This is a genomic window from Paenibacillus baimaensis, assembly GCF_025567575.1.
The window spans coordinates 160,261-185,626 of the sequence record NZ_JAOQIO010000077.1 but is presented as its reverse complement, the minus strand read 5'-3'; the positions used below and the strand labels follow the sequence as shown (position 1 = coordinate 185,626).

Annotated in this window: 29 protein-coding genes; 2 read left to right on the top strand and 27 right to left on the bottom strand. The window is 44.2% G+C overall.

Going from position 1 to position 25,366, the window contains the following annotated elements; all coding sequences use genetic code 11:
• Positions 1–183 precede the first annotated feature (183 nt).
• From OB236_RS18680 to OB236_RS18565, 24 genes are all read right to left on the bottom strand, one after another.
• Positions 184–1,056 carry a carbohydrate ABC transporter permease gene (locus tag OB236_RS18680; RefSeq protein ID WP_262685362.1) on the bottom strand — a complete coding sequence of 291 codons (873 nt, stop codon included), beginning with the start codon at positions 1,054–1,056 and terminating at the stop codon, positions 184–186.
• A gap of 44 nt (positions 1,057–1,100) precedes the next feature.
• Positions 1,101–2,057: an ABC transporter permease gene (locus tag OB236_RS18675; protein ID WP_262685361.1), complete on the bottom strand. Its 957-nt coding sequence runs from the start codon at positions 2,055–2,057 to the stop codon at positions 1,101–1,103.
• 88 nt (positions 2,058–2,145) lie between these two features.
• A complete protein-coding gene (locus OB236_RS18670) occupies positions 2,146–3,777 on the bottom strand; it encodes an extracellular solute-binding protein (RefSeq protein WP_262685360.1) in 1,632 nt (543 codons plus the stop codon).
• Positions 3,778–3,989: 212 nt separating this feature from the next.
• Complete coding sequence (locus tag OB236_RS18665) at positions 3,990–6,311, bottom strand: helix-turn-helix domain-containing protein (protein ID WP_262685359.1); 2,322 nt, start codon at positions 6,309–6,311, stop codon at positions 3,990–3,992.
• Between the two features lie 178 nt (positions 6,312–6,489).
• A complete protein-coding gene (locus tag OB236_RS18660) occupies positions 6,490–7,398 on the bottom strand; it encodes a dihydrodipicolinate synthase family protein (protein ID WP_262685358.1) in 909 nt (302 codons plus the stop codon).
• 212 nt (positions 7,399–7,610) lie between these two features.
• Complete coding sequence (locus OB236_RS18655; RefSeq protein ID WP_262685357.1) at positions 7,611–8,225, bottom strand: glycoside hydrolase family 73 protein; 615 nt, start codon at positions 8,223–8,225, stop codon at positions 7,611–7,613.
• On the bottom strand, positions 8,222–8,545 hold the full coding sequence (locus OB236_RS18650; RefSeq protein WP_262685356.1) for a hypothetical protein: 324 nt from the start codon (positions 8,543–8,545) through the stop codon (positions 8,222–8,224). Before OB236_RS18650 ends, OB236_RS18655 begins: the two co-directional genes overlap by 4 nt.
• 40 nt (positions 8,546–8,585) lie before the next feature.
• Positions 8,586–8,861, bottom strand: a complete 276-nt coding sequence (locus tag OB236_RS18645; RefSeq protein WP_076233256.1) for a hemolysin XhlA family protein — start codon at positions 8,859–8,861, stop codon at positions 8,586–8,588.
• Between the two features lie 75 nt (positions 8,862–8,936).
• A complete protein-coding gene (locus tag OB236_RS18640) occupies positions 8,937–11,531 on the bottom strand; it encodes a DNRLRE domain-containing protein (protein ID WP_262685355.1) in 2,595 nt (864 codons plus the stop codon).
• Positions 11,532–11,545: 14 nt separating this feature from the next.
• On the bottom strand, positions 11,546–11,989 hold the full coding sequence (locus OB236_RS18635) for a hypothetical protein (RefSeq protein WP_262685354.1): 444 nt from the start codon (positions 11,987–11,989) through the stop codon (positions 11,546–11,548).
• A gap of 18 nt (positions 11,990–12,007) precedes the next feature.
• Positions 12,008–12,649: a hypothetical protein gene (locus OB236_RS18630; protein WP_262685353.1), complete on the bottom strand. Its 642-nt coding sequence runs from the start codon at positions 12,647–12,649 to the stop codon at positions 12,008–12,010.
• A complete protein-coding gene (locus tag OB236_RS18625) occupies positions 12,642–13,817 on the bottom strand; it encodes a baseplate J/gp47 family protein (RefSeq protein ID WP_262685352.1) in 1,176 nt (391 codons plus the stop codon). Before OB236_RS18625 ends, OB236_RS18630 begins: the two co-directional genes overlap by 8 nt.
• On the bottom strand, positions 13,807–14,166 hold the full coding sequence (locus OB236_RS18620; RefSeq protein ID WP_262685351.1) for a contractile injection system sheath initiator: 360 nt from the start codon (positions 14,164–14,166) through the stop codon (positions 13,807–13,809). The genes OB236_RS18625 and OB236_RS18620 overlap by 11 nt, the downstream gene beginning before the upstream one ends.
• Positions 14,148–14,597: a Gp138 family membrane-puncturing spike protein gene (locus tag OB236_RS18615; protein ID WP_262685350.1), complete on the bottom strand. Its 450-nt coding sequence runs from the start codon at positions 14,595–14,597 to the stop codon at positions 14,148–14,150. Before OB236_RS18615 ends, OB236_RS18620 begins: the two co-directional genes overlap by 19 nt.
• Positions 14,594–15,391: a phage protein gene (locus tag OB236_RS18610; RefSeq protein WP_262685349.1), complete on the bottom strand. Its 798-nt coding sequence runs from the start codon at positions 15,389–15,391 to the stop codon at positions 14,594–14,596. Before OB236_RS18610 ends, OB236_RS18615 begins: the two co-directional genes overlap by 4 nt.
• Positions 15,384–15,761, bottom strand: coding sequence for a phage baseplate plug family protein (locus OB236_RS18605; RefSeq protein WP_262685348.1), 378 nt, complete (start codon positions 15,759–15,761; stop codon positions 15,384–15,386). Before OB236_RS18605 ends, OB236_RS18610 begins: the two co-directional genes overlap by 8 nt.
• Positions 15,751–16,176 (bottom strand): phage baseplate protein, encoded by a 426-nt coding sequence (locus tag OB236_RS18600; RefSeq protein WP_262685347.1) that lies wholly within the window; start codon positions 16,174–16,176, stop codon positions 15,751–15,753. The genes OB236_RS18605 and OB236_RS18600 overlap by 11 nt, the downstream gene beginning before the upstream one ends.
• Before the next feature lie 2 nt (positions 16,177–16,178).
• On the bottom strand, positions 16,179–17,738 hold the full coding sequence (locus OB236_RS18595; RefSeq protein WP_262685346.1) for a phage tail tape measure protein: 1,560 nt from the start codon (positions 17,736–17,738) through the stop codon (positions 16,179–16,181).
• A 43-nt stretch (positions 17,739–17,781) separates the two neighbouring features.
• Positions 17,782–17,982, bottom strand: a complete 201-nt coding sequence (locus tag OB236_RS18590) for a hypothetical protein (RefSeq protein WP_076233247.1) — start codon at positions 17,980–17,982, stop codon at positions 17,782–17,784.
• Entirely contained in the window at positions 17,963–18,256 is a 294-nt protein-coding gene (locus OB236_RS18585; protein ID WP_076233246.1) for a hypothetical protein, read from the bottom strand. The genes OB236_RS18590 and OB236_RS18585 overlap by 20 nt, the downstream gene beginning before the upstream one ends.
• Positions 18,257–18,305: 49 nt before the next feature.
• Positions 18,306–18,701 carry a DUF3277 family protein gene (locus OB236_RS18580; RefSeq protein ID WP_262685345.1) on the bottom strand — a complete coding sequence of 132 codons (396 nt, stop codon included), beginning with the start codon at positions 18,699–18,701 and terminating at the stop codon, positions 18,306–18,308.
• A 30-nt stretch (positions 18,702–18,731) separates the two neighbouring features.
• The gene (locus OB236_RS18575) at positions 18,732–19,751 is read right to left on the bottom strand and encodes a DUF3383 domain-containing protein (protein WP_262685344.1); all 1,020 of its coding nucleotides are present in this window, start codon (positions 19,749–19,751) and stop codon (positions 18,732–18,734) included.
• Positions 19,752–19,763: 12 nt separating this feature from the next.
• Entirely contained in the window at positions 19,764–20,249 is a 486-nt protein-coding gene (locus tag OB236_RS18570; protein ID WP_262685343.1) for a phage neck terminator protein, read from the bottom strand.
• Positions 20,250–20,532: 283 nt separating this feature from the next.
• Positions 20,533–21,054, bottom strand: a complete 522-nt coding sequence (locus tag OB236_RS18565) for a sigma-70 family RNA polymerase sigma factor (RefSeq protein WP_262685342.1) — start codon at positions 21,052–21,054, stop codon at positions 20,533–20,535.
• Positions 21,055–21,395: 341 nt separating this feature from the next.
• Between OB236_RS18565 and OB236_RS18560 the strand changes: the two genes are divergently transcribed.
• Both OB236_RS18560 and OB236_RS18555 read left to right on the top strand, forming a co-directional pair.
• Positions 21,396–21,836, top strand: a complete 441-nt coding sequence (locus tag OB236_RS18560) for a helix-turn-helix domain-containing protein (protein ID WP_076233951.1) — start codon at positions 21,396–21,398, stop codon at positions 21,834–21,836.
• A gap of 50 nt (positions 21,837–21,886) precedes the next feature.
• On the top strand, positions 21,887–22,294 hold the full coding sequence (locus OB236_RS18555; protein WP_262685341.1) for an ImmA/IrrE family metallo-endopeptidase: 408 nt from the start codon (positions 21,887–21,889) through the stop codon (positions 22,292–22,294).
• Here OB236_RS18555 and OB236_RS18550 read toward each other — a convergent pair.
• From OB236_RS18550 to OB236_RS18540, 3 genes are all read right to left on the bottom strand, one after another.
• Entirely contained in the window at positions 22,291–22,863 is a 573-nt protein-coding gene (locus OB236_RS18550; RefSeq protein ID WP_262685340.1) for a hypothetical protein, read from the bottom strand. The two genes, OB236_RS18555 and OB236_RS18550, sit on opposite strands and share 4 nt — an antisense overlap.
• Positions 22,864–23,317: 454 nt before the next feature.
• Positions 23,318–24,427 carry a toxic anion resistance protein gene (locus tag OB236_RS18545; protein ID WP_262685339.1) on the bottom strand — a complete coding sequence of 370 codons (1,110 nt, stop codon included), beginning with the start codon at positions 24,425–24,427 and terminating at the stop codon, positions 23,318–23,320.
• Between the two features lie 21 nt (positions 24,428–24,448).
• Entirely contained in the window at positions 24,449–25,087 is a 639-nt protein-coding gene (locus OB236_RS18540; protein ID WP_262685338.1) for a hypothetical protein, read from the bottom strand.
• Positions 25,088–25,366: the final 279 nt, after the last annotated feature.

Below are 25,366 nucleotides of genomic sequence, written 5' to 3'. Positions count from 1 at the left end.
CACCTCGCTTGTAATGAAAAAACCTCCCGCAAATCGTAAAGCTATTAGTAATGGCCTATGTATGCAAGATTTCTCGAAGCACTTGCTGAGAAGGCTGCGATTGTTTCCCGTTAGATTTCAAGCTAAATGCAAACAACGCGCCGATTGCGTATCGGCACGCGTTAGCTGTATCGTCTATGAAGTTTATCCTTTAACTGCTCCTAGCATAGCGCCCTGAATAAAATATTTTTGTACAAAGGGGTACACAACCAGAATCGGCAAAATCGCAATGAACACGACCGCATACTTCACATTCTGGGCCATAACCGAGCTATTTTCTCCTGCTCCCATCTCCGTCGTTTGCGAGGACATATCACCTTGAATAACGATGTTCCGCACAATAATTTGCAGCGGGTACAGCTGCTTCTCATTCAAGTAAATTAAAGCGGGGAAAAAGCTGTTCCAGTGCGCCACCGCATAAAAAATGAACATCGTGGCCATCACCGGCATCGACAGCGGCAGCACAACCTGCAGCAAGATTCGCCATTCACTGGCCCCATCTACAGTAGCCGATTCATGAAGCGCATCAGGAATTTCCGCAAAAAAGGTTCTCATCAGTATCATGTTAAACACATTGATCGCCGTAGGAATCAAGATAGCCCAGATCGAATTGACCATTCCAAGCGAATGAACAACCATATATCTCGGAATCAATCCACCATCAAAAAACATCGTGAACACGACGAAGAAGGACAACAACGCTTTGCCATACAAATGGTTTCTCGACAAGGGATAAGCACAAAGTGTCGTCATGATCAAATTCACGCACACACCCAGGCACGTGTATAACAAGGTGTTGCCATATGCGCGTAGTATCGAAGGATCGTCCAATACGACACTGTAAGCCTTCAACGTAACCTCAATCGGATACAGGAAGACGTCCCCTCTTTGCACTGACAAACCCGAGCTTATGGATACAATCCCCATATAATAAAGGGGATACACCGTGACAACAATGACCAGTAGCATGATCATCACATTCACTACATCAAAAAGGCTTAACTTCTTCAAGCTCATCGGCTGCACCTCCTGATCTAAATACCCGAACGGGCTCAAATGGTTTAAAATAAACGGGTTCCATTCACTCTTTTTGAAATGCTGTTAGCCGATACAATAAGTACCAACGATAGCACTGATTGAAAAATCCCTACAGCCGCTGCAAAGCTAAAGTCTGCGTCTATGAGTCCTCTTCGATAAACGAAGGATTGGATCACATCGGCTGTTTCATAAGTAGGACCGCTATATAACAAAATAATTTTCTCAAAGCCTACGGATAACATGTGACCGATCGTTAGCAAGAATAAAATCGTGGCCACAGTAGAGATGCCCGGAAGCGTGATATGCCGAATTTTATGCCACCGATTAGCACCATCAATCGTTGCCGCTTCATAGAGCAGCGGATCAATGGAAGCGAGAGCAGCCAAATAAATAATCGAATTCCAGCCCATACCCTGCCATATTTCCGAGCTGATAAAAATCGTCCGGAACCATTCCGGCAGCGACATGAAGGTCTTGGCCTCCATACCGAACATATGAGTAATCTGATTGATCAATCCGGTTGTTGACAAGAAGTTAACCAGCATGCCCGCTACGACTACCGTAGATAAAAAGTGCGGCACATACGTGACAGTTTGAATCACTCTTTTAAATAGCTGAACTCTGAGCTCGTTCATCAAGATCGCGAATATGATGGGTGCCGGGAAATAAAAAATCAACGAGTAGACATTGATCATTAACGTGTTGCGGACAACCTTCCAAAAATAAGGATCTGTCAAAAACTGCTGAAAATACTTCGTGCCCGCCCACGGACTGGCGAAGAAACCCTTCATAATCGAGTATTCCTGGAAGGCCATCAAATTGCCAACCATCGGCGCATAATGAAAGATCAGAAAATAGACGAACGGGAGCGCAAACATCGTATAGAGAAACTTGCTTTTATTCAGCTTCTTGAGGGTCCCTGTCCATCTATTTTTGCGGACAACGACGTGCTGGGGCGGCAGCTTCTGGTGATCGATCACAGTTGATATAACAATCCACTCCTTTATTTAGAAAGTAGAAGGAACCAAGGCCCGTAACCTGAGACTTGGCTCCCTCTAGATCTGCTCCTTATTTCACTCTGGCTAGAGCATCATTATAAATTTTTTCGATATCGCTGGCCCCTTTATCCTTGCACTGCTTGATAAAGTTATCCCAATCGTTCAAAGCCCCATCGGTCATAATATATTTATCCATATTTTGGGTCATAAAGGCATCCAATTGTGTTCTCAATTGTTTTAATTTCTCGCGCTCATCTTTGTTAAACGGAGGATCGAACGACTGTCTGAAGGCAAGACCATCGGTTAAAGCCTTCAAATTCTTATCTCCCCATTCGAGGAATTCCTTAGGCTGTGATGCGATGCTCGGATTGTCATCCGCATACAAACCCATGCCCAAATAACCTAGACCAAGCGCAGATGCCATAGCACGGTAAGGATCCGGCTTATCTTTAAATTTATTCAGGGTAGCATCGGAAATTTTGTACACGTTATTCGCGAAGGTGTAGTCGGTGTTCTCTACGCCCCAGCTTGTCAGCTTCATGCCTTCATCGCTGTACATCCAATCGATAAATTGGATCACTTGATCCGGATTTTTGATTTTGGCACTGATCGCATAGGATTCACCCAGATGGTCTAATTGGTACACGGCATTCCGTTTAACTCCCTTATCGCTCTCCATCGTAGGCAGCAGGTCAAACTTGGCTTCAGGCTCCTTCTTTTGCAGAGCGAGGTTGAAATTCGTTGCAAACCCATTATTGTCCTGGAAGAACAAGGACTTGCCTGAGCTTAGCTTCTCCTGCCAAATTTGCGATGTGGCTGTTGCGTAGTCAGGGTCCAGCAGCTTTTCCTTATACAGCTTATGAAGGTACGTTACAGCATCTTTAAATTCCGGCATCGCCGGGCCAAATTTGTATTGCTTCAGCTTCGGATCGTAGTATACCTTCGTGCCATTAATATTGGTGTAACCGCTGCCAAATCCAAAAGCAATCGGATTGAGCAGATTTTCTGTTCCGGTCAGACCATTCGCGGCGCGGCTTGTGAAAGGGAACGTGTCGGGATAGGCTTCTTTAAACTTCTTTAACACCGTATAAAGCTCCTCGTAGGTTGTAGGCGCCTTCAAATTGAGCTTGGTCAATAAATCAACACGGATCATAGGTACCTGACCTGCCTGAACCGCCCATTTTTGCACCAATGGAAAGCCAAACAGCTTGCCATCAAATTTGTTTTTGTTAATTTCCGGGTGCTCTTGAAGAATTTTTTTGAAATTCGGCATCTTCTCCAGATAAGGTGTCAAATCCAGAAAAATACCCGAATCTGCAAAGTTGGACAGATCATCCTGCTTCACCATAATAACGTCCGGAATACTGTTCGTGGCGATCAAGGTTTTCTTTTTATCATCATAGTTGCTTTGAGGCGTACTTTGTAATTCCAGCTTCACATTTTTCTTTTTCAATATTTCCTGAACGGCTTGTGAATCAGATACTAATGCCTGAGACGGATGCTCATATCTCATCCATGATAATACTAGAGGCTTGGCATTCTGGCCGCTATCCGCTGGTTTGGCCGCTTCGGCTGGCTTTGCCGTTTCCGCTGGTTTGGCTACCTCGGCTGGCTTCGCAGTTTCCCCGCAACCGGCTAGCAGACCTCCTAATAAAGCAACCGCACAGCCCGCCCCTACATATCCCTTTTTTCCCTTTTGCATGTGTCTTCCTCCTTAGTTTTTTCGCAAAAAATAACTTCGTAGGCCTGAACATCCTGTACTCGCTTGTTGACACTTTCAGCATAAGGGCTGCAGACTACCTTTGAATATAACCAAAAGGGAATAACGTAAGCCGTTATTCCTCCTCAGGTTCGATGATTCATTTTTCCCCTATGAACTAAAAAGTCGCTTTAAGCCTGGAGCATGGCCTATGTTCAGGCATCCTTGCGATAATGGGCATTCCGGTAATCCATGGGGGATATGCCTTCGTGTTTTTTGAAAATGCGCAAAAAGGTAGTGCGGCTCTCGATTCCAATCTGCTGGGCAATATCGCCGATTTTTAAATCCGTATTCAGTAACATTTCTTTCGCTTTGGACATTCGAATCAAGCTGATATAATCGGTAATACTTGTACCTGTAATTTCTTTGAAAATGCGGGAAATATATTTGGACGAGAGACCTATTTCATCAGCAATACTTTCCAGATATAAATCTTTGGCGTAATTGTTTTCGATATGGCTCGTGATCAGAGATATGACGGTTACCGCTTTGCGCTCCGGCTTCACTACCGTTTCGGTAATAATTTGCTCATAAAAAATGAACAATCGCCGTGTTCGATCTGCCAGCTCGTAGGGGGACATATTTTTGTCGGTCAGCGCCGTATAATCCTCTTCTGTCAGCAGCGAATACGTGCTCACCTGTCTTTCCGTTAAATAACGATTGCCTGTATTGAATAGCTCAGCTAACAACGCACCCAGATAGGTGTAGGAGACACCTCGTTCCTGATTGATGCGGATGAGACCCTCCACTTCGGTAATAAGCAGTTCCAGATCGCCTGATTTCAGAGCGTTCACCACTTTATTTTCATCCAAAAATGAATAATAGTAGTTTTGCTCAATCGCCAAATCCGTGGCATCCCTAATCGACATTTCCGAATTTCTTGAACTCTGCATAGCCGTAACGGCATCGCTATACGATTTTTTTACATCGTTGACCTTACTGTATGGCTTACCGAGACCAATAATGAGCTCACAGTAGATCATATCGTATTCAAAGGTTTGCTTGATCGTTTCCAATGCCCGGTTGAGTGAAGCTCGTTCATTATCCTGCTTGAGGTTAACGACACAGACGTATAAATTCTGATCGTGCTCCATCAAGTAGCTATTCACATACTGCTGCATGATACCCTGTAGAACCTTTTTCATTTTCTCAATAATCATGAGCCGGTCTGCTTCTACGATATCGTGATAAAATCGCTCCTTGTATTGAAAGAGAAAGCAGCAGCATAAGTAGGTCCCGCTCTGAAACCCGATCTCCTCGATCATTTGCTTCATCGGCTTTTTTTGCGTCCAGGGGTTACCCTTGATCAAACTGGAGAAAAATTGGTCCAGCAGCTCGTTCGAATACATGCTCAGCTTCTGATTTGTATCATAATTTTGCTGCACCAGCTGGTGAATACGACTTCCGATCACCTGAAATTCATCTCGTCCGCTGCCGATTTGGCTACCTTTTTCACTTTGCAGCAAAATATCTCTTATATTTTTGATTGGATTATAAATGTTGACGCTAAAGCGGAATGAAAATAAGATCCCGATCACGACCAGGCTGATACAGATCCACCAAATCAGGCTAAGAATGCTGGACGATTCATTGTTAAAGGAATGCGTTGGCGTGATGGAATAATAGTCCCAGCCGTACGTGTCTGATGAGATCCGCACAATCATGGACTGGGTTTGGTCGACCTTGGCATATACCGTCTGGACGGGTCCCTGCTCAAAGAGGTTCCTGATCTGCTGAATCGTGCTCTCATTCCACGCGCCACCGTTTAATAGTGTATGATTATTTTTATCTATAATGACATAGGCCGTCGAGGGGAACAGTGAGTTGTTAGTCAAGGTTGTCATGATCGACTGTACCGATATCATCGTGACCATAGCAGCCAGCTTACCATTGAGATATTGCGTAGTGACGCTTGGAATGACCATCTTATTCGAGCTTTCCGCATAACGGGAAACCATACTTGGCGGCAGCAGCTCAAAAAAACCGCTCTGCTGAATTCTTTGTCTCCAGTACTCTTTATTGTAAGCGTCCAGATGATACGATTTATCAAAAAATGTCTCGAAATTGATCGCGCCTTCACTTGTATACACTTTTTCATCGTCTATATACAAAAATATGTTATCTATGAATGAACTCACCATATTCTGGTTCGCCGCTATCGCTCGCACAATAAAAGGTAAGCTCGCTTTTTCCTGATCGGTAAGAACCGAATACGGTTTGATCGTTTGACTCACGACATCACTGATAAGTAAATTATTGTTGGTCGATTGGGCCATGCCTAAATAAACATCGATCGTTTTGGAAGATGACTTCAGATTGACAACAAGCTTCTCTGAAACTTCCTTTTTAATCAGTTGATCCACATTAAAAAATACGATCAATCCGATAATTACGATTGGAATTAATAGGGAAAGGAAATATAGCAGAATCTTTAGAAAAAGCTTATTTTGGGTATTGGGCAGCTTGACTCGGTACATAGACATCCCCCCTTTTCTCTCTAATGTAATCGATTTCATACACTTATTATAGGCTGTCTCCAGCTCTAATTACAATAAAAAGAAATTAAAGAGAACCTAGGGAAGATTCTCCGATAGGTTCACGGATCTGTTACGCTATGTATGCGAATTGCCGGGATACCATATTATAAACCGATGGTTAATTAGTTAAATCCTCTGTAAGCTTGATCACATAATCGGTCAGTTCTTGGGATATGGCTTCATGGTAAGCATCAAATGGCAATATCGGCTGGCGAACCCGCCTTGTCTTATAAATATGTTGTTCAAACAGCAGATGCTTAAAAAAATGAATCGAAATATCGAGGTGCTGATTAGCAAAGGATAATACCGGCAGCAGCCGATTAAATAAGTTCTTGGCCGCCTCTCTATCGCCCTGATGGTATAAGGAATATATCTTCACGTAAATTCCGTGCATTCCTGTAGGCATGAAAGCGTGTACACCACGATCCAGACCTTCGATGAGCTGGCTGACAGCCCAGCCTCCTGCTACATGCAATTGCCCACCTGTCGCCTCGATCACCTGTGAATATTTAACTCCGGCTGGAACGACTTCTATTTTCAAGCTTCGAAAAACGTCAATTTCTTTAAACAGTTTAGTTATTAAAGGTACAGACAGACCATAGCCTTGAAAGTCCCAATCCTGGAGCATCAAAAAATTCGGTTGTAGCTCGGCAATTTCCCTGACACTTTGCTCATACTGTTGATCGTTATCGTAAGGGATGCTTACCAGCACGCCCTCACAGCCCAGTTGAATTAATTGCCTGGCATAACCAATTCGCTGCTCACTCGTCTGTGCCGAAGCACCTCCCATGACGGGTACTTTTCCTTTCACTTCTCCAACTACCGTTTCAACCAGCAGTTTTCTTTCGAGGTCGCTTAGCTTGCCTACCTCACTTGCCATAGCAGGGATAAGAAACCCGGCAACTCCGGAATCCAAGGAAACATTTACATTGGTGCGAAGTGACTGCACATCGATGGTGTCCTCCTCGGTAAATGGCGTGTTGAGTACAGTAACAATTCCATTCATGTTCAACAATTGTTTATTCATCCTGCTCCTCTTTTCGTTCAGACTATGGGACTATGAATGAACTCCATGACTATGAAACCTTACTATTAGTATACGGGCAACATACCATCTTCACAACAAAAAAGGGCCCTATCCCAATCAATGAGATTAGCCCTCTGTATGCTTGGTTCCTTATACAGTGCACTTGCTTTTTGCGCACCTTTTCCTGCTAACCTGTTATGATTGGAATAGGCCTATTCCTCAGGCTGTCCTGACGCCTTGCGAAGCTCGTTGGCCAAACGATGGCATTCCTGCCGGGACCCTGGATCATCCACAGCTTCATACGCTGCTTTTAGAAAAGCGATAATTTTATTAGCATCATTCGGAACTAGCATATAGGGCTCAACCTCGCTTTCTGTATCACATGAGAGATCCCAGTTATTCAGGCCCCATTTGTTAATAATCGCAATCAGCTTTGCGGCATAGCTCGGATCTGTTGCGTAACCAGCCGTTTGCAGTGCTTGGGCAGCACCCTCGTAATCTTTATCGGCACATCGGTCAAAAAAACCAGCTCTCGCATAACGTCCATTTTCGATTAAAAACTGCGAATGATCCCATACACTGCCGATCCAATCGTCATATACACGGAAACCATCCGTCACATTCAGCCAATGACCGTTAATGAATTCCTGTGTTTCCTGCAGCTGCCCGGAACCTTTAATGCCAAACACATTGTTACCGGGTGCCGCTACGCCCCAACCACTTTCCAGTGCACCTTGGGCTAACGTAATGCTGGCCAAAATCCCCGTACGCTTCATTTCCTCAACAGCCCAAGGTGCAAGCTTGTCAATAAAATCCTGTGGGTTCATACGTTGCGCTCCCCCTTCTCTTTGGATTCGCTAAGCTCTGGTGGGTGAATGGATTTATTTTGCAAATGCCCAGCCGCTGCTGCCACCAGAAAAGAGTTAGCAAAATTAAGGATATACAGCCGCCAATCACCACCATTAGCTCCAATAGCGAGCTGTGAAGCGAGCAAAATAGCGTAAGCAACCATCACTGCGTAAATATCGGTAGGCAACCTTAACCAGCGATCCACCTGATTTTTCGTATACTGCACAATAAAAAAAGTCAACAAAGAAGCCCCACCCATAGCAGACAAAGCCTCCCATGTAAAAAATTGATTTTCCATCCTGTCACTCCTTTCCTCCCGACTCTATGTTATACAGCTATCACGGGGTCGTATTGAGGCCTCCCTTAATAATAAAACCGATAATAGCCAGGATGATCGCTCCAATAACGGTAGTCGCCAGCCAGCTGGTCAGCTTATCGATCTTATCCAGCCGCCGATGCGCCGACTTCGTTGATTCCATCGCTTTCTTGGCAATCGTCTCGACTTCTTCCAGTTTTTTGGACATATCCTTGAGGGTATCCATTTTCGTAGAAAGCTCCCGCAAATCAATTCTCACGTTGGTTAGCTGATCCTGAATCTTCTGAGCTTCTTCCATTTATTCTCCTCCTCCTCCACCAACTTTCTTGTGAAAAAAATAGCCCCGCTTGGGTGCAGGGCCGGAATTAATCTTTTATTTGGATAACGCTTTAACACCTTGCGGTGTATTTATGCGTTCTGATGATGCATTAGGGTCTGAGGGATCAACAAGCTCATAACATCCCACTACACCACTGCCACAAGCTATACGATATGATTTCGATCCCAATACACCCGAATCAAGTGCGTAAATCGGAAGCATGATATCCGCATCTGCTTTATGAATCTTTCTTGCCCCAATCTGTTTTTTTGTAATAAACTCTTTGTACGTGTAAGAACTCTCATTCCCCGCTTTATCATGGTATGTCACCGTGTAGCGGTATCTCTGTCCTGCTTTTAATCCCGTCTGCGTGTACGTAGTCACATTTCCAATATCATTGCCCATATGAAAAACGGCCCCCATAGATGTACCGTCCCATTCGTACAGATAAAAATCGGTGCTTTTTCTGCCAGAAGACGGATTAGGATCAGAAAACGCATCCCAAGTGAAGGTTGCCGTTGTCTGCTGGTAGATAACTTTTGAGTTAGGATCGTTGGCTAAAACGGAGTCCACCGTTGTATGCATATAATAATAGGCACTTGCGTTATTGACTCTATCATAAGCCATAACAGCTATTTCGTAGTAACCATCCCCGCTTATTGGCACATCATAGTACCAGCTCGTTCCACTTTGCGTCCCGTTAAAAACGGTTCCCCAAGCATCCCAAGTGGCTCCATTATCTGGGCTTTTACGGAATTGGAATGTTACTGAACTAATGCCACTCGTGGCATCAGATACGTTGCTGACGGTATGTCTTATCGTACCAGAATTTTGATTTGAGTATCTATCTCCATCACCTGATCCAATAATAGGTGCACTTGTATCACGCATTACATATGCAGAATACATAGCACCTACCCCTCCAGCTTGATTTCCTGCTTTATCAAATACACGGAAATCAAATCTCCAATTACCCTCAATATTTAAATCAGTTACGTTTATCGCATATTTACCAGAGCTAACAAGAGATGCATTATTAATTTGATAATAAGAACCATCTGGTCTAACTTGATACACTGTAACAATATTTATTCCAGATCGATCATCAGATACACCATCTATATATACAGTTGCTGTTGTACCATTTGTATATTGTTGTGGACTAGTTGATACAATAGTTGGATTTGTTCTATCAATAGTAATTGAATATCCACCAGAAGGTTCTGATACATTTCCAGCTGAATCATAAACATATAAAGCAAAAAGCCAAGTTCCTTCTGCAAGGCTTGAAAATGGGATGTCATGATAATTATTACCGCTATTTATTAGTTCAGAATAATAAGTCCAAGACGCCCATGCTGTATTTGATCCAGCTATAACATACGATTTTTGAGGGGTAGCATCATTATACGTCCAGTTGAGTCGTAAAGTACCCGAACTAGCATTTGTCGCTTGACCAAAGGAGTAACCTGAAAAACTATGATTGGACGTTGTGGGTGCCGTAACATCCACTGTATACCATGTGTTAGTTATTTCAAGACTCCTATAGTTACCAGCCAAATCCCTCGCAGTCATACGCGCACAGAATCTTCCTTCACCAAGGTCAGGTGTAACTCTACTTCTTGCATTCTCATCAGCTACCCAATCCGAACTCCATAAAACAGCAGTATACGAAGCATTGACTATTTCAAGCAAATACGCTTGTTGACCTGTCATATTATCACTGAATGACCATGATATAGTAGGTGTACGAGTCACTAAGACTGCATTGCTTGTTGGTGCGGTGATGGTAACCGTAGGCGGTGTGGTATCTACGTAAAAAACAGGTTCCCAAGACCAAGGCCCAGCAGCACCACTTTGATCCTGAGTAATTACACGGTATCGGTAAGTACCATCTGGTAAAGGAGGGTTAATATACCAACTTTGTGCTCCACCAAATGCCCATCCAGTATCTCTAACTACACTATTAGAATAATGCTCAAAAATATGAACAGCCGCATTGCCTTGGTAATTACCCGCATCTGGATCACTAAATCCCCAACTAACCAATGGGGAACCCGTGTTATACCATACGCCGTTTGCTGGTGAATTAAGAATAGGAGCATTCGGCGGAACGTTTGGTGGTGTAAAATCTACAACTATATATGGAACAAAATCTTGTGAAAATCCATTTGAAACGCATTCTCTAGCGTAAAATGTTATATAACCTAATCCCCAAGTAATTGTTATACCGTAATTTGATCTACCCTGATTAACCCAAGCGTGAATCCAGCCTTTTACACGAACATCGTTAAGAGCAAATGGAACGTTTGCAGGTAGTGTTTGATTAGCAACATAACCAAAATCTTCCTCAATTAGCGCTGCTGTGTTGTTATATGTTCCAGTGTATTCATTCCAAGCATTACGCTGACTAGCTATATTAAATCTCCAATTTTGTCCACCAGTTATTTGCTGATATGGCGTGAGTACCAGATAAGCATTATTAATTACTGAACCAGCTGGAATTTGTGATAAATCAAATTTAATAAATGACCTCTTATAGCTATCATGATCCAATAGCCATGAATTACCATAATTTACATTTATGGTTGTTGAGTATCTTCCATCTACATACATATCCGCCACACTATAGCATCTTATGGTTGCCATATTATATCACCCCTTTATAGATCACTTCGGAACCAAGTTTCTCCTATTTCTGGAGATACAGGGTCAGAAGATCGAACAGGGAGTATAAGTTTATCGGTTTTTAATCCGGAAAACGTCGGTGAATCCGTTGTTTTCACACCTTGGTTCAATCGGAAACCATTTACCATATCCGCATTCAGATGGTCAACTTGAGTCTCACTGTCAACAGTCAGAGGTGCCGTACCTGTCGCTACCGTAGAAATCAGTCGTGGAGCAGTCAGAGGACCTGTAAAAGTTGGTGAATCCACCGGAACCGCCTTCTCCTGCAGCTCCTTTAAAGCCTCATACGTCCTGTTCTGCGTCCAATTCAGCCAATCAGCAGGCGGTTTCTCACCAGGCTTCCAGCCTTCGTTACGTTTTGTCAGAGGCGGCTCGATACCGGCTGCTTTCCATTCGGGTAGTTCTTTATTAAAAGCCATGCTATCCACGCTCCTTGTTTATATAGGTAATTCCGTTTCTACAGAAGGGGTGAAAACCGCGCCTAACGTGCCGCCTGTAGTCTGATCGATATCAGCAAAACCGACAGCCATATCCAACTCAAGCTCATCACCACTGGCTAATGAAAAGGTCCCCTGCAGCTCAACCGCATCAACCCTTACACCAGCAGCAACAGTTCGCTGAATAATACGTGCAAATTGCCTCAAATCGATTTCCGAATCGCTAATTCGACTTAATGGAAGCCGCAGCAGCGAGATCGCAGCAGGCTCAGGCTCCAAGGTCTCGGTATATTTCTCCTGAATTTCAATCTCCGAATACTCAGCTTTAACAGCCAAAGCTATGACGCGGATTACCGTATTGATGTCACCACGTGATAAATTCCGGGCGATTTTGGTTTTGATCAAAATCCGGTATACCTGATCCGATGCCGCTCCTCGCGGTTGTGCAACATTTTGGCCTATGCCATCCAGCGTTGTGCCCTCAGCCAGATCAATATCCCGCCATTTTTCCATCGTATCCAAGGTTTGCAATAAGTCATTCAGCTGATCATTTATAATCGACAGCAGCTTGCCGATGTTGCTCTGCGGACTTTTGTTATAGTTATCCGTTAATAGCCTCAGCATATCGCGGACATTAAGCATGACTGACCACCTCAATATCGCTGTGTATCACCTGAGCTACCTGATTGCTGGAAATCGCAATATTGTCCGATGTATAGCCACCAGCTGCTGCCATTTGCAGACTCACGTCTTCAACACCCTCAACTTTGTAGATCGCGCTAATCAGCTTCGTATAAATGACGTCATTTCCCATTGCCAAGCCGCTGTACACCGATCCATCGCTGTCCTCTCCACCGATGTACCGAATGACAGCCGAGCGTATTTGTGCGTTTCCATCTGCAGGAAATTGCGCATTGGTTCTGATGTTCGCACGCACATGAATGGCAACCTCCTCGGCATAGCTGAATTTGATCGTATGAGGAGCTCCAGACAAATCGGTCACAGTCCGTGACACGCCACCGTAGGACTCAATGCCAACAGCCTTCGTATCCAAAATACTTTGTGCAATCGCATCCGCATCGCCTCCCAGCACATAAGCCTCAAAGCTTTTGCCTGGTCGCCCGTCCGCATCTGTGAGCAGCGAAGTATTTTCGATGATCGTCGCAGCACGAACACCAGGCACACGCAGCAATGCACCTCTAATCGAATCTAGTGTACCTGCCCCGCCTCCAGATACAGAAAGTGTGAACCGTTCGCGGAATTCGGGATCGGTCTCTTTTTCCCTGCCGCCAGCAGCAGCCACAGCATTCGTTACGGAGGTCACATTCGGATTCGGATTCACAATTTCAATGATCGTTCCTGCTGCTACATTACCACGAGCCCCAGCGACAGAAGCACGAATAGCTCCAGTTCCCAAGCCCGTCCCATCGAGAGTCACACTGTTTACTGTTGTGAAATAAATCCCAGTTTGGGTACGGACAGAAAACCCGGCGGGAATCGTATACCCTGCTGTCCCGACAAAATTCACGGTGCCCGAAGCATGTTGCTCAGCAATTCTTGTGATCCCGACATGAGGTCCGAGACGATCCTGCTGGACACCCTGTGCCGTGTTAATATATGCGGAAAAATACACATCCTCCGCCTTCTCCCAAGGTTTACTCAGAAACCAGGCAAAGATGCACAGCAAAATGCCCAAAGGTGATCTCTCCGAGGTATTGACGGTTTCCCCATAGGCTACCCGCGCTTTTGCTTCCATTTCTACGATCAGATCGGCATACCTTTTTCGTTTAAAGCCCTGACTATCCAACATCCCGAATCACCTCGCCCTCTACTTTTTGACCATCAACAGCTGTTGCGCTAAACCGCACATCCATCGTCCGGTTTTTGGTATCATAATCAAAAGCGATTTTATCGACCGTCTTAATACGAGGCTCCTGAAACAAGCCCTGCCGGATTTGCTCACGCATTTCCTCTTCATTCAAATTCTTCTCCAGAAAGGCATTGAACTTGATCCCCATATTCAGATTCAAAAACCATTCGGCTTTGTTCGTACCAAGCACATTTTTTATACATTGGGCAATCTCTTCCTGTCCATTAACAACCACAAGCTCTCCCAGCTCCATAACCAGGTCTCCATTGATTAGTTTAAAAGACTCCATGGCAGCACCCCCACAATAACAGCATCATTTTTACTATGCCTGCGCTTGCTGTCCGGCGAAGCGATCTGGCCTGACAGCGTATTTTTGATTTCCACATCAGCACAAACTACAACAACCGTATCGCCTGCACTCACATTAGGAATACAAATCACATCATGCTCCTTCATCGTGATTGTGCGTTCGACGCCTTCTTCAATTATGGTCTGTTCGTATTCCTTGATCTTGAATTTTTGTCCAAGCACTGATACATTCTGAATGACCGCTGGGCTTGAGCTGCCCGCTTTTACTAAAGGTTGTACTACGGCTTTACAGTCACCAGGGTGAAAGGAAATGACTGTGCATGGAAAACAGACATACAAATCATCAAATGCTTTTTCCAACATCCCCACCACGAACGCATTCACAGCACTTCCCGGGTCAACGATACTCATGGATAGATTCCCTCCATTTCAGTAACAAAATCTGATCCCGTGCATCTGTGCACCCCTTTTCGGATATGCAACGTTGCATCTTGGTGGCGTTTTGAATTTAGCTTAATGACCGTAGCCGTTGTAATTCGGTGCTGCAGCTGCGATTTAAGCCTTAATCCTGTAAATCCATATTCTCCCTCATCAAAAGACTCCGGCTGCCCAATCAAGCCCGTTTCGGCTGACAGCGCTATGGCTGCATCGTTACCGATACGCAAATTTCGAATGTACATCTGTCCTTTGTTCACATATGCACTGGTGCCACAGTCAGCTGCAATTTTTTTGATAATGTCCGTTATCTTGCCTGTCGCCGTGTAACCTTCCTCATAAACGAAATCCTCGTTCAAAAAGAATTGGGCTACCTGAATACCAAGCTCTGACGTCATTTGATCAAGAATTTTGCTTGCGGGCGTACCCTTGGCAAAGGCAATATCTTTTACTTCACTCTTGTCTCTATTTTCAGCGTCCAATACATGAATCGTGGTTGTTTTGTCTACTCCACTGTACTGTGTGACCTTATTGGAAATAATACCCTGCAAAATCATACCCACGTTATCCGTATAACCTGCGTTTATAACCAGCTTATTCCCAACATCGAAAGCTTTTATTGTATCATCGGTAAGATTATATATTTTAATCTCGCTTTCGTTAGGGAGAAGATCATTATCGAAGGGAACAGTAAACTCTATTGTAAAATCCTTATTAGATAAGGATTTGGAACCAGATTGAATTTCCACTATCCTGCCGAAATTAACCATTGGCTACCTCCCATTCAACGACAGTAAGAAATACCGTTTCCCCTAAAGTCTGAGCATTGACTTCAAATGCCTGGCCAGATGTATCAAGCGGAATCAAGCCTACAGCAGGAAGTCTCGAATCGACAATATCATGGAATAATGGCAGCCCATACACAAGCTTTTCACCATATACGAGAAGCTCTTTATTTTTAAAAAGATCAACTGTAAAATAATTGAATCCAGGGTTATAATGAAACTCCATTTCATAAAGCGAGCCTGCAAGCAATATTTCAAAGCGATAAGGAATCTTTTTCTTGTCAATATCAATAATGAGTGCCAGTTCAAACACCTCCCTGGACTTTAAGCCCACAATAATGTCCTTATTTATCAACCGAATCCTGTCTTCCCAGATCACTTACCGGATTGATTTCTGAACCATCTTCTAGCGACTTTTCACGAATTACTGATGCCGTAGCTGTACGCACTTCCTTCAAACTTGCTGAAAACGACATGCCATTTCCAATCTGATGCGTATGCGAACTGCGAAAGCTGGTCAAAATGCCCACAAATGTATTCCGTCCTTGATAATTTACGATAGAACCATACTTCATCAGGCTCAAAAGACCTTCTCTGGTTTGGGCTGCTTCCTCACCAAGGATGAAACCGCTGATGTTCATCGTTCTTGCCTTCGTACGCACATGATCCATCAGATCCAGTCCATCCTCAATAGGCTGCTCGGTGACCTCAATGTCATAAGAAGGATCTTCGGATTCGACCATTATTTTATAATCGTTTATAGTAGCCATGGTTATACCCCCGCAATTCCTTGCCTGCGTGATGCACTCTCGAATACTTCCTGAATGACTTCTTTGATCCGTTCGGCAATATCTTTAGCCGTTGATTCATAGCTGTCTCCATTGACCGTAACGTTGATTACGGGATTGACTTCTATATTTGCGGGATTACTTATTGCGCCAGGATAGTTATTGTAACCCGCTGGAGGCATAGGATAACCTGGTGGACCGTACGCTGGATTTTCCATTGGAGCTTGCATGTAGTTCAAGGTATTATTGGTAAACAGTGTAACTTCCTCTGTTCCGTCCTTTTGATCTGGTAGCCCTCTAATTTCTTGGTCGCGATTCCATCTATCAGTATTATAACTAAATATAGACGACAATCTTTCTTGTTGAGCTTTAATATCAGCTTCTATTTTCAACTTTTTCGATAAAGAAGCCTTAGTAAATTCTTCACTGCTAAATACGTCAGAAAGTATTCCAGTTAGCTGATTAGCTACCGGACTAACGCTGTTTAAAATTTCGTTTCCAAAGATACCGCTTTTATCGCCAAATGTCATAGTTTCCTTAAAGTTCTTACCCACAAGTCCTCGGGAGCTTTGCAGATAAGCGCTCTTGCTTACATCTTTTCCGTCCACCTTCTGTTTGGTATCAAACAAGCCATCACGAATAGCTAAAACCCAATCCGTTACAACTTGGTCTTTAGTAATATTGTGAACGTTTCCGATTTGTGTGCTAAGGCCTTTCCTAGCCAACTGAGAGGCCTCTTCCATTGTAGGGGCTTCTTTAACTTTTTTTATAAAATCTTGAAACGCTACACCATAATTTGTGACGTGAGCATTGTCCATGTTTGCAAGAAGTATACTAATACCTGATTCTAATGTTTCAAAATTCTTCCCATTATTATGCCATGTACCCACTAAATCTGCTGATTCATCGAAACTCATGTTTAGTAATTGTAATTTGGGCCCTACCTGTTTCATCTGGTCGCCCACTAATTCTACATCCAAGTTTGCGTTTTGAGATACAGCCATTACTTTATCTACTACACCTATGCCTTCACTTTTGTAAATTTTATTACTTGCCATCATACTAGTCAGGGAAGATGACACTCTAAGATCGTCTTTATTATTGAGCCTAGAGGTAAGTAAGAGCTGTTTTGTTAATTCTTTCATTGTTTTGCCTTCGGCATGCGTATACGACATTACATCGATCATAACTTTAGCAATATCTTTACTCTCATTGGGAAGCTCATCCATTAAGGAGCTATGAATTTGTATAAGTTCATCTAGTTCATTTCCAGTTTTACCAGATCCCGCTGCAAGAATTCGATAAGATTGCTCATACTTATCATTTGCATTTAATAATAATTCAGTTAGTGTAGAAATTAGCTTCCCACCTACGTTAGCCAATGGTTGAAGATCATTAAACAATCCAACACTTTTACTTGCTGCTGATGATGAATGAGTCGTCGCTCTTGATAATCCCGCTGATGATCCATCTATTACTGCTCCTGCAAAGCGAGCCGTTGCTCCCGTTACTGCTCCCGTTACTGCTCCCACTGCTTGCGTCATTCCCTCCACCACCCTTCCCTTCAAAAGAACAAAGAAGCGTCCATCAGGAACGCTTCTTCGACTTCTCCATATTTTTCTCCATCATCTCGATGTACATATCGAGCGCTGCATTGGCCTCGGCCAGATCGTCCTGGTCCATCTGGTTCAGCTCGCTGTAAGTGATATTCATATCACTCAACAGCAAACGCCACATGCCCCAGTTGCGTTCCGCCCGCTGACGTGCTTCACTCCTGGTTATGGTCATCCGAGGCTTCCTCGTCTTCGCCTTCAAGGAAACGGAAGGAGGCCGCAATCACATCGTTGAATTCCTTTTTATCGCTGCCAAAATAATCCCACGAGATTTTCGGCTCGACGATGACGTTCTTCATCATCTCCTCAGCCAGCTTCTCTTCCTGCGGAACTCCAAATTTATTTTTTACACGGTCGCTGATTTGTGCCGCCGCACGTACGCCCGGGAATTGGAACGTATAGGCTTTACCGCTGCGGGATGTATAGTTTTTTTGCTTAAAGTTGCTCATGTATCCATCACTCCTGCTCGTATTGTTATTGATATGCGATTGGCCAATCTTAAGCTAAATTAAGATCCATGGCCTGAAATTCGTATTCGCGGTCCTCGGAATCCTTGCCGTACTTGCGGTCAGCCTGCTTTTTTAGAAAAGCCTGCGTTACCGTGGTCGTCTGCTTCGGCTCGTTGTACGAAATGATGCTGATTGGAACCAATTTACCGGTATTGGCCAAGCTGTCAAGAAAAGTAGTCTGCGGACTTGTTTGCTGCAGCGTGATTTTGATTGTGCCCAAGCTGTTATTAATCTTGGTGCGCACCGCATCACCCATAGCACCAACCTTGGTATCGTAATTATTTTCATCCTTGGAGATTTCCACCATGCTTTCGCCAAGTCCAGTCATAAACACACCGTCTACGGTAATTGATACATACTTCGGATCATAAGTTGTTGTAGCCATTTTTATTCCTCCTCATAATGATATTGCATCTTAAAATTGGATAACTCCATGGATCGTTGCATCATGTACAGCACCAGCAAGCTCGAAGTAAAAAGAGCCATCATTATAGCTGCGGGCCGCACGGTCGGCAGGATCTACTTCATCACGGGATTTGAATGTCGTTCCATACAGGCCCAAACCATCCTCGTCACTGGCAATAATGCCCTGATTGTGCGCACGCTGAAGCACGGTTTTGACTACACCTTCGATTTGGGCAATACCCGCTGTGGTGTATGGAACCTTTGGTGTGCTGTTCAATAGCTTTTGAACTCCATATTCGATCGAAAACTTTACATAATCTCTGGCGTGGATAATATCGATATATTCGGCATCGACCACCCGGCCTTCTGTCGTTACCGCATCACCGGCTTTGGAAATATAAGCGTTCGCGCCCAAATTATGAATCGCCAACAACTCACTGCTGGACAGCTCCAACGGCTGGATACCGTTCAACTTTTTGAATTTCCAGGTGATGCTGCCTACAGGTGCAGAGCCAGCTGCTCCAACCCATGCCGCTTCCGGATAATTGTTGATCGTTGTATGATAGAGAACGGTCGTACGGGTATAATTTTTGGCCTTGATTGCCGCCAAATCCGTCAAGCTTGACGAGCGAGTGAAGAACTGATGAGTTCCATCGGCTTCAATCTCATCGGCAACAGCCAGCACATCCACCTTGGCAGCTGAGGTGCTGATCAGGAAATACCAATCTTTATCCAGAACAGCCTGCAAGCGTTGAACCAGTGTTTCCTCGGACTCGCCTGTTGTCGAATTGTGGCAAGTAATAGCAATCACGGAAGGTGCTTGATCACCTTGGGCAAAAATCGCCTGTGCCGCTTTATATTCCTCTGTGGTTTCGATAAAATCCGCTTTGACACCCGCCAAATCGGTGTATTCTTTATATTCGGAACCACCTGCTTTTGCTCCGAGAATAAGTACCTTACCAAATCCTAAACGCCCTACGGGCTTTTGAATATCAATGACAACCGTTACGTCTTTTTTTGAGTTGACCATGTTAATTCCTCCCTATTTCCAATTTACTGTTTGAATAGTTCCTTGATTCATATCCACTACACTTGCGGTGCGGAAGGTCACATACAATTGACTTTTTCGCTCCCAGACCCCTTCAATAACCGTATCGCGGTTTTTAATCTTTCCAGCCTGCACCACGACCAGATCGGCCCCCTGCTTTAAAGCATCGTGACCGAGGATACGGAACCAGTCGTGCATCCGAATCGCATTCGTCCAGCTCTCCAGCTGTTGGTTCGAGCAGGAATTCAAGCTGATGCGACAAGTAGGCTGCTCCGTGTACCGCTCCATCACTTCTTCAGTGCCAGCTTCAACAAGCGTCATGACCGGTGTACCACTTGGATATTTGATGGGCCCGGAATAGCTGTACGTGATATACGGATATTGTGTCGGTCTTACTGCATCAATCTGCACAACCGGAATACCAAGATGAGCACTCAAGCCATCGGCGATTACCGTTTGAATCAGCTCCAGGTTAATCATGGACACACCTGCCTTCAACTTGATGAAGACGACTTGTGAGCCATCTGTTGTTGAAAGCGGGTGAACGCGACTGCTGTCGGCAACTCTTCTTCTTACTCGTCAACTTGGGTTGCTCCTTTCTTGCTTCGGCTCTTGCTGCGTCCTGCATGATCATGCTTTTGGTCTAAAACAAGAACACTTGTTCGTATTTTGTTCTCATTATTAGGTGGCAGTCGTAAGGGGCAGCTTACTAAAACTCTCGTGCTAGCCGATGATGATTGCTTTTTACATGACATCAAACATGCTAGTCGCTCGTACTTACGCATTGCTTCGCCCGCACGACCTTTTTATTCGCTGTCTGCACATAGCCCTGCACAGTGCCTTTCTTCACGCCCAGCAATTCTGCGATCTCACTCAAGGAATAGCTCATCCCATGATGAAGCTCATAGCATTCCCGCTCGCGGACGCTCAAACTGGCTAATACTTGTTCGATTTGCAATCTTTGTGACTCTGTAACCGCGGCAGGCTCGTCCATTACCGGATTGTGCTGCTGCATGTAGATTTGCATTTGGAACGGATCTACAAGCTTTTCCCGCTGGTAAGCGGCTCTGCGTTCAATCCCTCTGCGGTTACCCGGGCATTTGCCGGTATGCATCCATTCAATGGCATAATTGACATCTGCGATCATTTCCGCAATTAACTGCTGCTCCTCGGGCGGATGGGCGACTTTTTTAGCCTTAAGCAAAATATGATGAGTGCTGCGGTAAGCTTGTTTCAGCTCGTCTATATCTGTAAGCCATGGTTGATCAGAACTTCCTCGGTTCATTTGCATAACCTCCTGTTTTTTGTTTTATCAAATAAATACCTTTTGGTAACACTTGCTCAGCAAAAATTTATTCTTTTCTTCTTCCTTACGCTTTTACGATGATAACCCCTTGTTATCGTTTACTCAAAATGTAATTATTCACCTCTTCTCGAACACTTGTGCTATAATACTATTAAAATTACTCACTTTGGTAAAGCTGGAAAAACAGGCAAATAACCCCTATAACAATCAATTATCTGTCTTTTCAACCTTTTGGTAACAGTTTTTCGTTATTTCTCTTTACCTTTTGGAATATTTTCGGTATATTATTACCAAGAGGTAATGAAGGGTAGGTTCTTACTATGAGCGAAACGCAGTTTGGCAGCTATCTGAAATCCGTCCGTGAACGCAAAAAAATCAGCATTAATCAGCTGGCACTGGATTCTGGAATTAGTAATGCTCAGATCTCGCGCATTGAAAATGGTCTGAGAGGCATCCCCAAACCGGAAACGATTCGCAAGCTCGCCGATGCCTTAAAAGTACCTTATGAGGAAATGATGAGTCAGGCCGGTCATATGCCGGAGGAACGGTTGAACGAAATCCCTGAATGGGCTACATCGAGAGACAAGCGGGATTTCAAAAAAATGCTGGAGGAAGATGGCGAGGTCATGTTTGACGGTATGCCGATCAATGATGCGGACAGGCAGCGGATTATGGACGTTTTGACCGGCTTTTTCTGGGAAGCCAAGCAGATGAACAAACGCACCAAACCAAAGAACTCCGATACCACACCCAAGCCGTGAACATCACAGGTCGTAACTGCCTTACTAATTGAATTAGCCGGGTGATGATAATGGAAAATACCGTATCCAAGCTTATACAACGACATAAAACGAACTGCCCCTTTACGATTGCCCGTGCGATGGGGATCCAAGTGAGATTCCATGACCTAGGGACGAATACAAGAGGCATCTATTATCGCAAGCTCAAACGACGGTTTATCGTCATTCATAATCAGCTTTCTTCAGAATGGCAGCGATTCGTCTGTGCCCACGAGCTTGGACATGATCGACTTCATCAGGGGATCAGCCGTTTTTTTCTGGAGGAACATTCATTTTTTAATCCGGGTAAATTTGAAATGCAGGCTAACCGCTTCGCCGTTAAATTACTTGTATTCAACAGCGAAATTCATCAGGAAGAAACGATTGAACAGTTTTGTACGCGCCATGGCATTCCCGAGGAGATGCACAGATTTTTCTAAAACCGTTTGTGATTGAACAGATCATCCTGGTTCCCCAATTTCTGTGCAGCCTCCTCATACACTTTCACAATTCCGCGAACTTTATCAAACTCCTCATCATTGGGACCAAGGCCGTCCATGAACATACGTTTTAGGATTTCACGAAAATAAGTGACGCGACTTACTACGAGTTTCTTCTCCTGGTCAATAACCTCTTCAATCGAATTCCCTTGAATAAAAGCATCCATGTCGTCCATATTGTCCTTATGATCTGCAGGCTCGGGTTGATCCTCGATTCTGCCGCGGAGCGGAATTTGCTGTTCAGACTGCTGCCCCAGATCCATCGAGGCATGAATATTCGACAACAAAATTCTTTCCTTGGCCAGCATAACCAAAAAGGTTTTATTCGTGAACATATCGGCTATGACCAGTCGGCTCATTTCCTTGTTACCGAGCAGTATCCCTTCAAAAGGATGTAGAATCCAGACCTCATCACTTAAGTAAAGATTAAAAGTGAACCATTCGCCACCAAATAAATACCGTAGATTAATGGAAGATTCGTTAATAATTTCGAATTCAAACTCTAGCATATACAGCCTCCGATCTTTAGATACTATTTACATAGTACCAGATTCATAGGCATTGGCAAACATCACCTTCACTGACAATAATCGTCCGTAATCCTCATATCTCATCGTTCAATGACGCTATATACCGTGCCCTCTCCATGCTGGCTAACACAATCAGCGTAATAATCGTCCCAAGTGCCGTCAACATATCAAGCATAGGAACACCCCAATTTCCTTTTAATGTGATTCCTGATCATACCTAACCTTATGCTCAACCGACTTGCCCATATTCCATTCATTGTATGCGGCTGCAGCCCGTTTGTTACACATGCAGGTCGAACGAACCATGCAAACGGCTCGCTGCCATAACGGTAAGAATAGCTTTGGCTTTCAAGCTACGCGCAACGACAAAAACCGGGAGCTGAGCGCTCCCGGTTACTATATGAATTCTATGCTTTTATAGCCCTGCCTCTGCCTATTCCAAAAAACTCGACAAAGACTGGTTCTGCTGCTGATTTTGGATCGAAGCTTGTCCACCAGGGGTAATACCGAGACGTTGATTCAATGTTTTGTTGATCTCCGTCATTTTGGTCGTATGCTCGGTCGCGGTTTGAATGATGCTGCGGTTGGATTGCTCATACAAATCCATTGCGGTGAACAAATCGCCAATCGCCTGATTAATCACATCGATTTGCAGCGCTGGTTTGCCCAGTAGATCATTCGTTTTCTGCGTCGTTTCCTTCAGCTGCCTTGAATTTTCGGCGAACATCGTCTCCAGCGTCCGGTTCGCGGAATTGACCGCATCGATCGTATCAAGCTGATCCTGAAGTGCCATGGAGATCATCGCAGATACGGTAATCAAATGCTGGGTCTTGTGAATCGTACTGTCTACCGCATCAATCAGCTTATCATTATTGTCATTAATAATATCCGTGCCTGCAATGGCCTGCTGGTACAGCAAAATCATTTCGGTAAACGATTGAATACGGGTTACGACCTTGCGCAGACCACGTTCCAGATGGGTTTTTCGATTCGCATTTTCCGACTTGCTAATCTCCTGCTCAAACAATTCCTTCAGTTTATTGCCCATAGCAATTCGCGCCTGAACATTGTAAACCTCTTGAATCGCGGTACGCTTCAAATTTTTCATATACACAATGTTTTCCTGCAAAGTATCCTTGCCATTGCGCAGTGATTGGACAATCGCCGCTACATTCGTATTCACGGATTGATATTTATAGACAAAATTTTTCATTGGTGTTTTTTTCAGCAGCTTATCAAAAAATCCTACCTGCTTACTTTTATTCAGCGCATCGATCTCACCGCGGAGCTTAAGTATGTTATTGGAAACCTCAGCCCGCTTGCCGGACATCAGCTCATTCACCGGACGTTCAAGCATCGCGAGCGACTGTCCTGCCTTTTCCATCGTTCTTTGACCCATATTACCGATTTCATCCATCAGGCTGTCCAAATCTAACGTATCGGTAGTGGATACTTTTTGAATCAGCTGCTTTGCTTCCTGCTCTACCTTGTTCACATCCTCCTGTTTAAGAAGAACAAGCTCCGTCAATGGTTGTGTTGACAAACATCTCAGCTCCTTTAAAGGTTAGTTTTGTACGTTGTAGCGTTCATGAATGAGATCAATTTTGGTCTGCAGATCAATTAAATCCCTATGTTCAATAGATTCCACATAAAAGGAAATTTTAGAATTAATATCTTTGAGTCCTGTCAGCAGCAGCCGACGGTTTTGTCGTTTGGCTTCCCCACTCAGCTTCAAAAAGGGATTAACCGCACCATTCAAATCCTTGAACACCAGCCGATGAATATTATGATTGATGTTCCCATCATTCAGCTCCTGAAGCTGCGGAATGACCCGCTGAAGCCGTGTTAAGAGAGAAAGTGTTTTCTCCACAATTTCATTATCGAGATTATCCTTCTGCCCTTCGGATATCAGCATATCTTCAAGCACACCAATATACTCAAGAACGGGCCCCCATACCGGATCCTTAGCTACTGTATCCTTAAGATCGGACGGCAAAGGTGTTGAAGCTTGTGATGGTGCTATAGGCTCGGCAAAAGGCTTTGCACCCTGCATCGGATGCTTCGGTTTGTAGAAAATAAGTGCCAATGACGATAAACCTGCCGGAATCAGAAGCGCGACATAAACGGGGACAAATAAGGTAGCCAGCAAACCAATCAAGTAACCTGCAACAATGACCACAGTAAACAGCTTGAGACGTGACATACGCTTCTTTCACCTCCTGAGAGTTTTGCTTAAGCAAAACTGACTTCGTAAGCATTCGCTGCGTTTTGCTTTAGCAAAACTGACTTCGTAAGCATTTGCTTTTCTATATAACCATCATATCACAAAATCGCCGCAGGCTAAATTAGTGAACCGTGATATCCTCTTTTTACAAGCAGTCCAAATATCTCCACACAACAAAAAGCTTCTTGTCGAAGCCTGTTCGATAAAGTTAGACTTTCCTTACATTGTAAAAACAGCCCCCTTCACAGGGAGCTGTTC

What these genes read in the sequence shown, in the direction of transcription:
- OB236_RS18680 (WP_262685362.1), bottom strand. Translation starts at nt 1,056, where the DNA reads ATGAGCTTGAAGAAGTTAAGCCTTTTTGATGTAGTGAATGTGATGATC.
- OB236_RS18670 (WP_262685360.1), bottom strand. Translation starts at nt 3,777, where the DNA reads ATGCAAAAGGGAAAAAAGGGATATGTAGGGGCGGGCTGTGCGGTTGCT.
- OB236_RS18665 (WP_262685359.1), bottom strand. Translation starts at nt 6,311, where the DNA reads ATGTACCGAGTCAAGCTGCCCAATACCCAAAATAAGCTTTTTCTAAAG.
- OB236_RS18660 (WP_262685358.1), bottom strand. Translation starts at nt 7,398, where the DNA reads ATGAATAAACAATTGTTGAACATGAATGGAATTGTTACTGTACTCAAC.
- OB236_RS18655 (WP_262685357.1), bottom strand. Translation starts at nt 8,225, where the DNA reads ATGAACCCACAGGATTTTATTGACAAGCTTGCACCTTGGGCTGTTGAG.
- OB236_RS18650 (WP_262685356.1), bottom strand. Translation starts at nt 8,545, where the DNA reads ATGGAAAATCAATTTTTTACATGGGAGGCTTTGTCTGCTATGGGTGGG.
- OB236_RS18645 (WP_076233256.1), bottom strand. Translation starts at nt 8,861, where the DNA reads ATGGAAGAAGCTCAGAAGATTCAGGATCAGCTAACCAACGTGAGAATT.
- OB236_RS18640 (WP_262685355.1), bottom strand. Translation starts at nt 11,531, where the DNA reads ATGGCAACCATAAGATGCTATAGTGTGGCGGATATGTATGTAGATGGA.
- OB236_RS18635 (WP_262685354.1), bottom strand. Translation starts at nt 11,989, where the DNA reads ATGGCTTTTAATAAAGAACTACCCGAATGGAAAGCAGCCGGTATCGAG.
- OB236_RS18630 (WP_262685353.1), bottom strand. Translation starts at nt 12,649, where the DNA reads ATGCTTAATGTCCGCGATATGCTGAGGCTATTAACGGATAACTATAAC.
- OB236_RS18625 (WP_262685352.1), bottom strand. Translation starts at nt 13,817, where the DNA reads ATGTTGGATAGTCAGGGCTTTAAACGAAAAAGGTATGCCGATCTGATC.
- OB236_RS18620 (WP_262685351.1), bottom strand. Translation starts at nt 14,166, where the DNA reads ATGGAGTCTTTTAAACTAATCAATGGAGACCTGGTTATGGAGCTGGGA.
- OB236_RS18615 (WP_262685350.1), bottom strand. Translation starts at nt 14,597, where the DNA reads ATGAGTATCGTTGACCCGGGAAGTGCTGTGAATGCGTTCGTGGTGGGG.
- OB236_RS18610 (WP_262685349.1), bottom strand. Translation starts at nt 15,391, where the DNA reads ATGGTTAATTTCGGCAGGATAGTGGAAATTCAATCTGGTTCCAAATCC.
- OB236_RS18600 (WP_262685347.1), bottom strand. Translation starts at nt 16,176, where the DNA reads ATGGCTACTATAAACGATTATAAAATAATGGTCGAATCCGAAGATCCT.
- OB236_RS18595 (WP_262685346.1), bottom strand. Translation starts at nt 17,738, where the DNA reads ATGACGCAAGCAGTGGGAGCAGTAACGGGAGCAGTAACGGGAGCAACG.
- OB236_RS18590 (WP_076233247.1), bottom strand. Translation starts at nt 17,982, where the DNA reads ATGACCATAACCAGGAGTGAAGCACGTCAGCGGGCGGAACGCAACTGG.
- OB236_RS18585 (WP_076233246.1), bottom strand. Translation starts at nt 18,256, where the DNA reads ATGAGCAACTTTAAGCAAAAAAACTATACATCCCGCAGCGGTAAAGCC.
- OB236_RS18580 (WP_262685345.1), bottom strand. Translation starts at nt 18,701, where the DNA reads ATGGCTACAACAACTTATGATCCGAAGTATGTATCAATTACCGTAGAC.
- OB236_RS18575 (WP_262685344.1), bottom strand. Translation starts at nt 19,751, where the DNA reads ATGGTCAACTCAAAAAAAGACGTAACGGTTGTCATTGATATTCAAAAG.
- OB236_RS18570 (WP_262685343.1), bottom strand. Translation starts at nt 20,249, where the DNA reads ATGATTAACCTGGAGCTGATTCAAACGGTAATCGCCGATGGCTTGAGT.
- OB236_RS18565 (WP_262685342.1), bottom strand. Translation starts at nt 21,054, where the DNA reads ATGAACCGAGGAAGTTCTGATCAACCATGGCTTACAGATATAGACGAG.
- OB236_RS18560 (WP_076233951.1), top strand. Translation starts at nt 21,396, where the DNA reads ATGAGCGAAACGCAGTTTGGCAGCTATCTGAAATCCGTCCGTGAACGC.
- OB236_RS18555 (WP_262685341.1), top strand. Translation starts at nt 21,887, where the DNA reads ATGGAAAATACCGTATCCAAGCTTATACAACGACATAAAACGAACTGC.
- OB236_RS18550 (WP_262685340.1), bottom strand. Translation starts at nt 22,863, where the DNA reads ATGCTAGAGTTTGAATTCGAAATTATTAACGAATCTTCCATTAATCTA.
- OB236_RS18540 (WP_262685338.1), bottom strand. Translation starts at nt 25,087, where the DNA reads ATGTCACGTCTCAAGCTGTTTACTGTGGTCATTGTTGCAGGTTACTTG.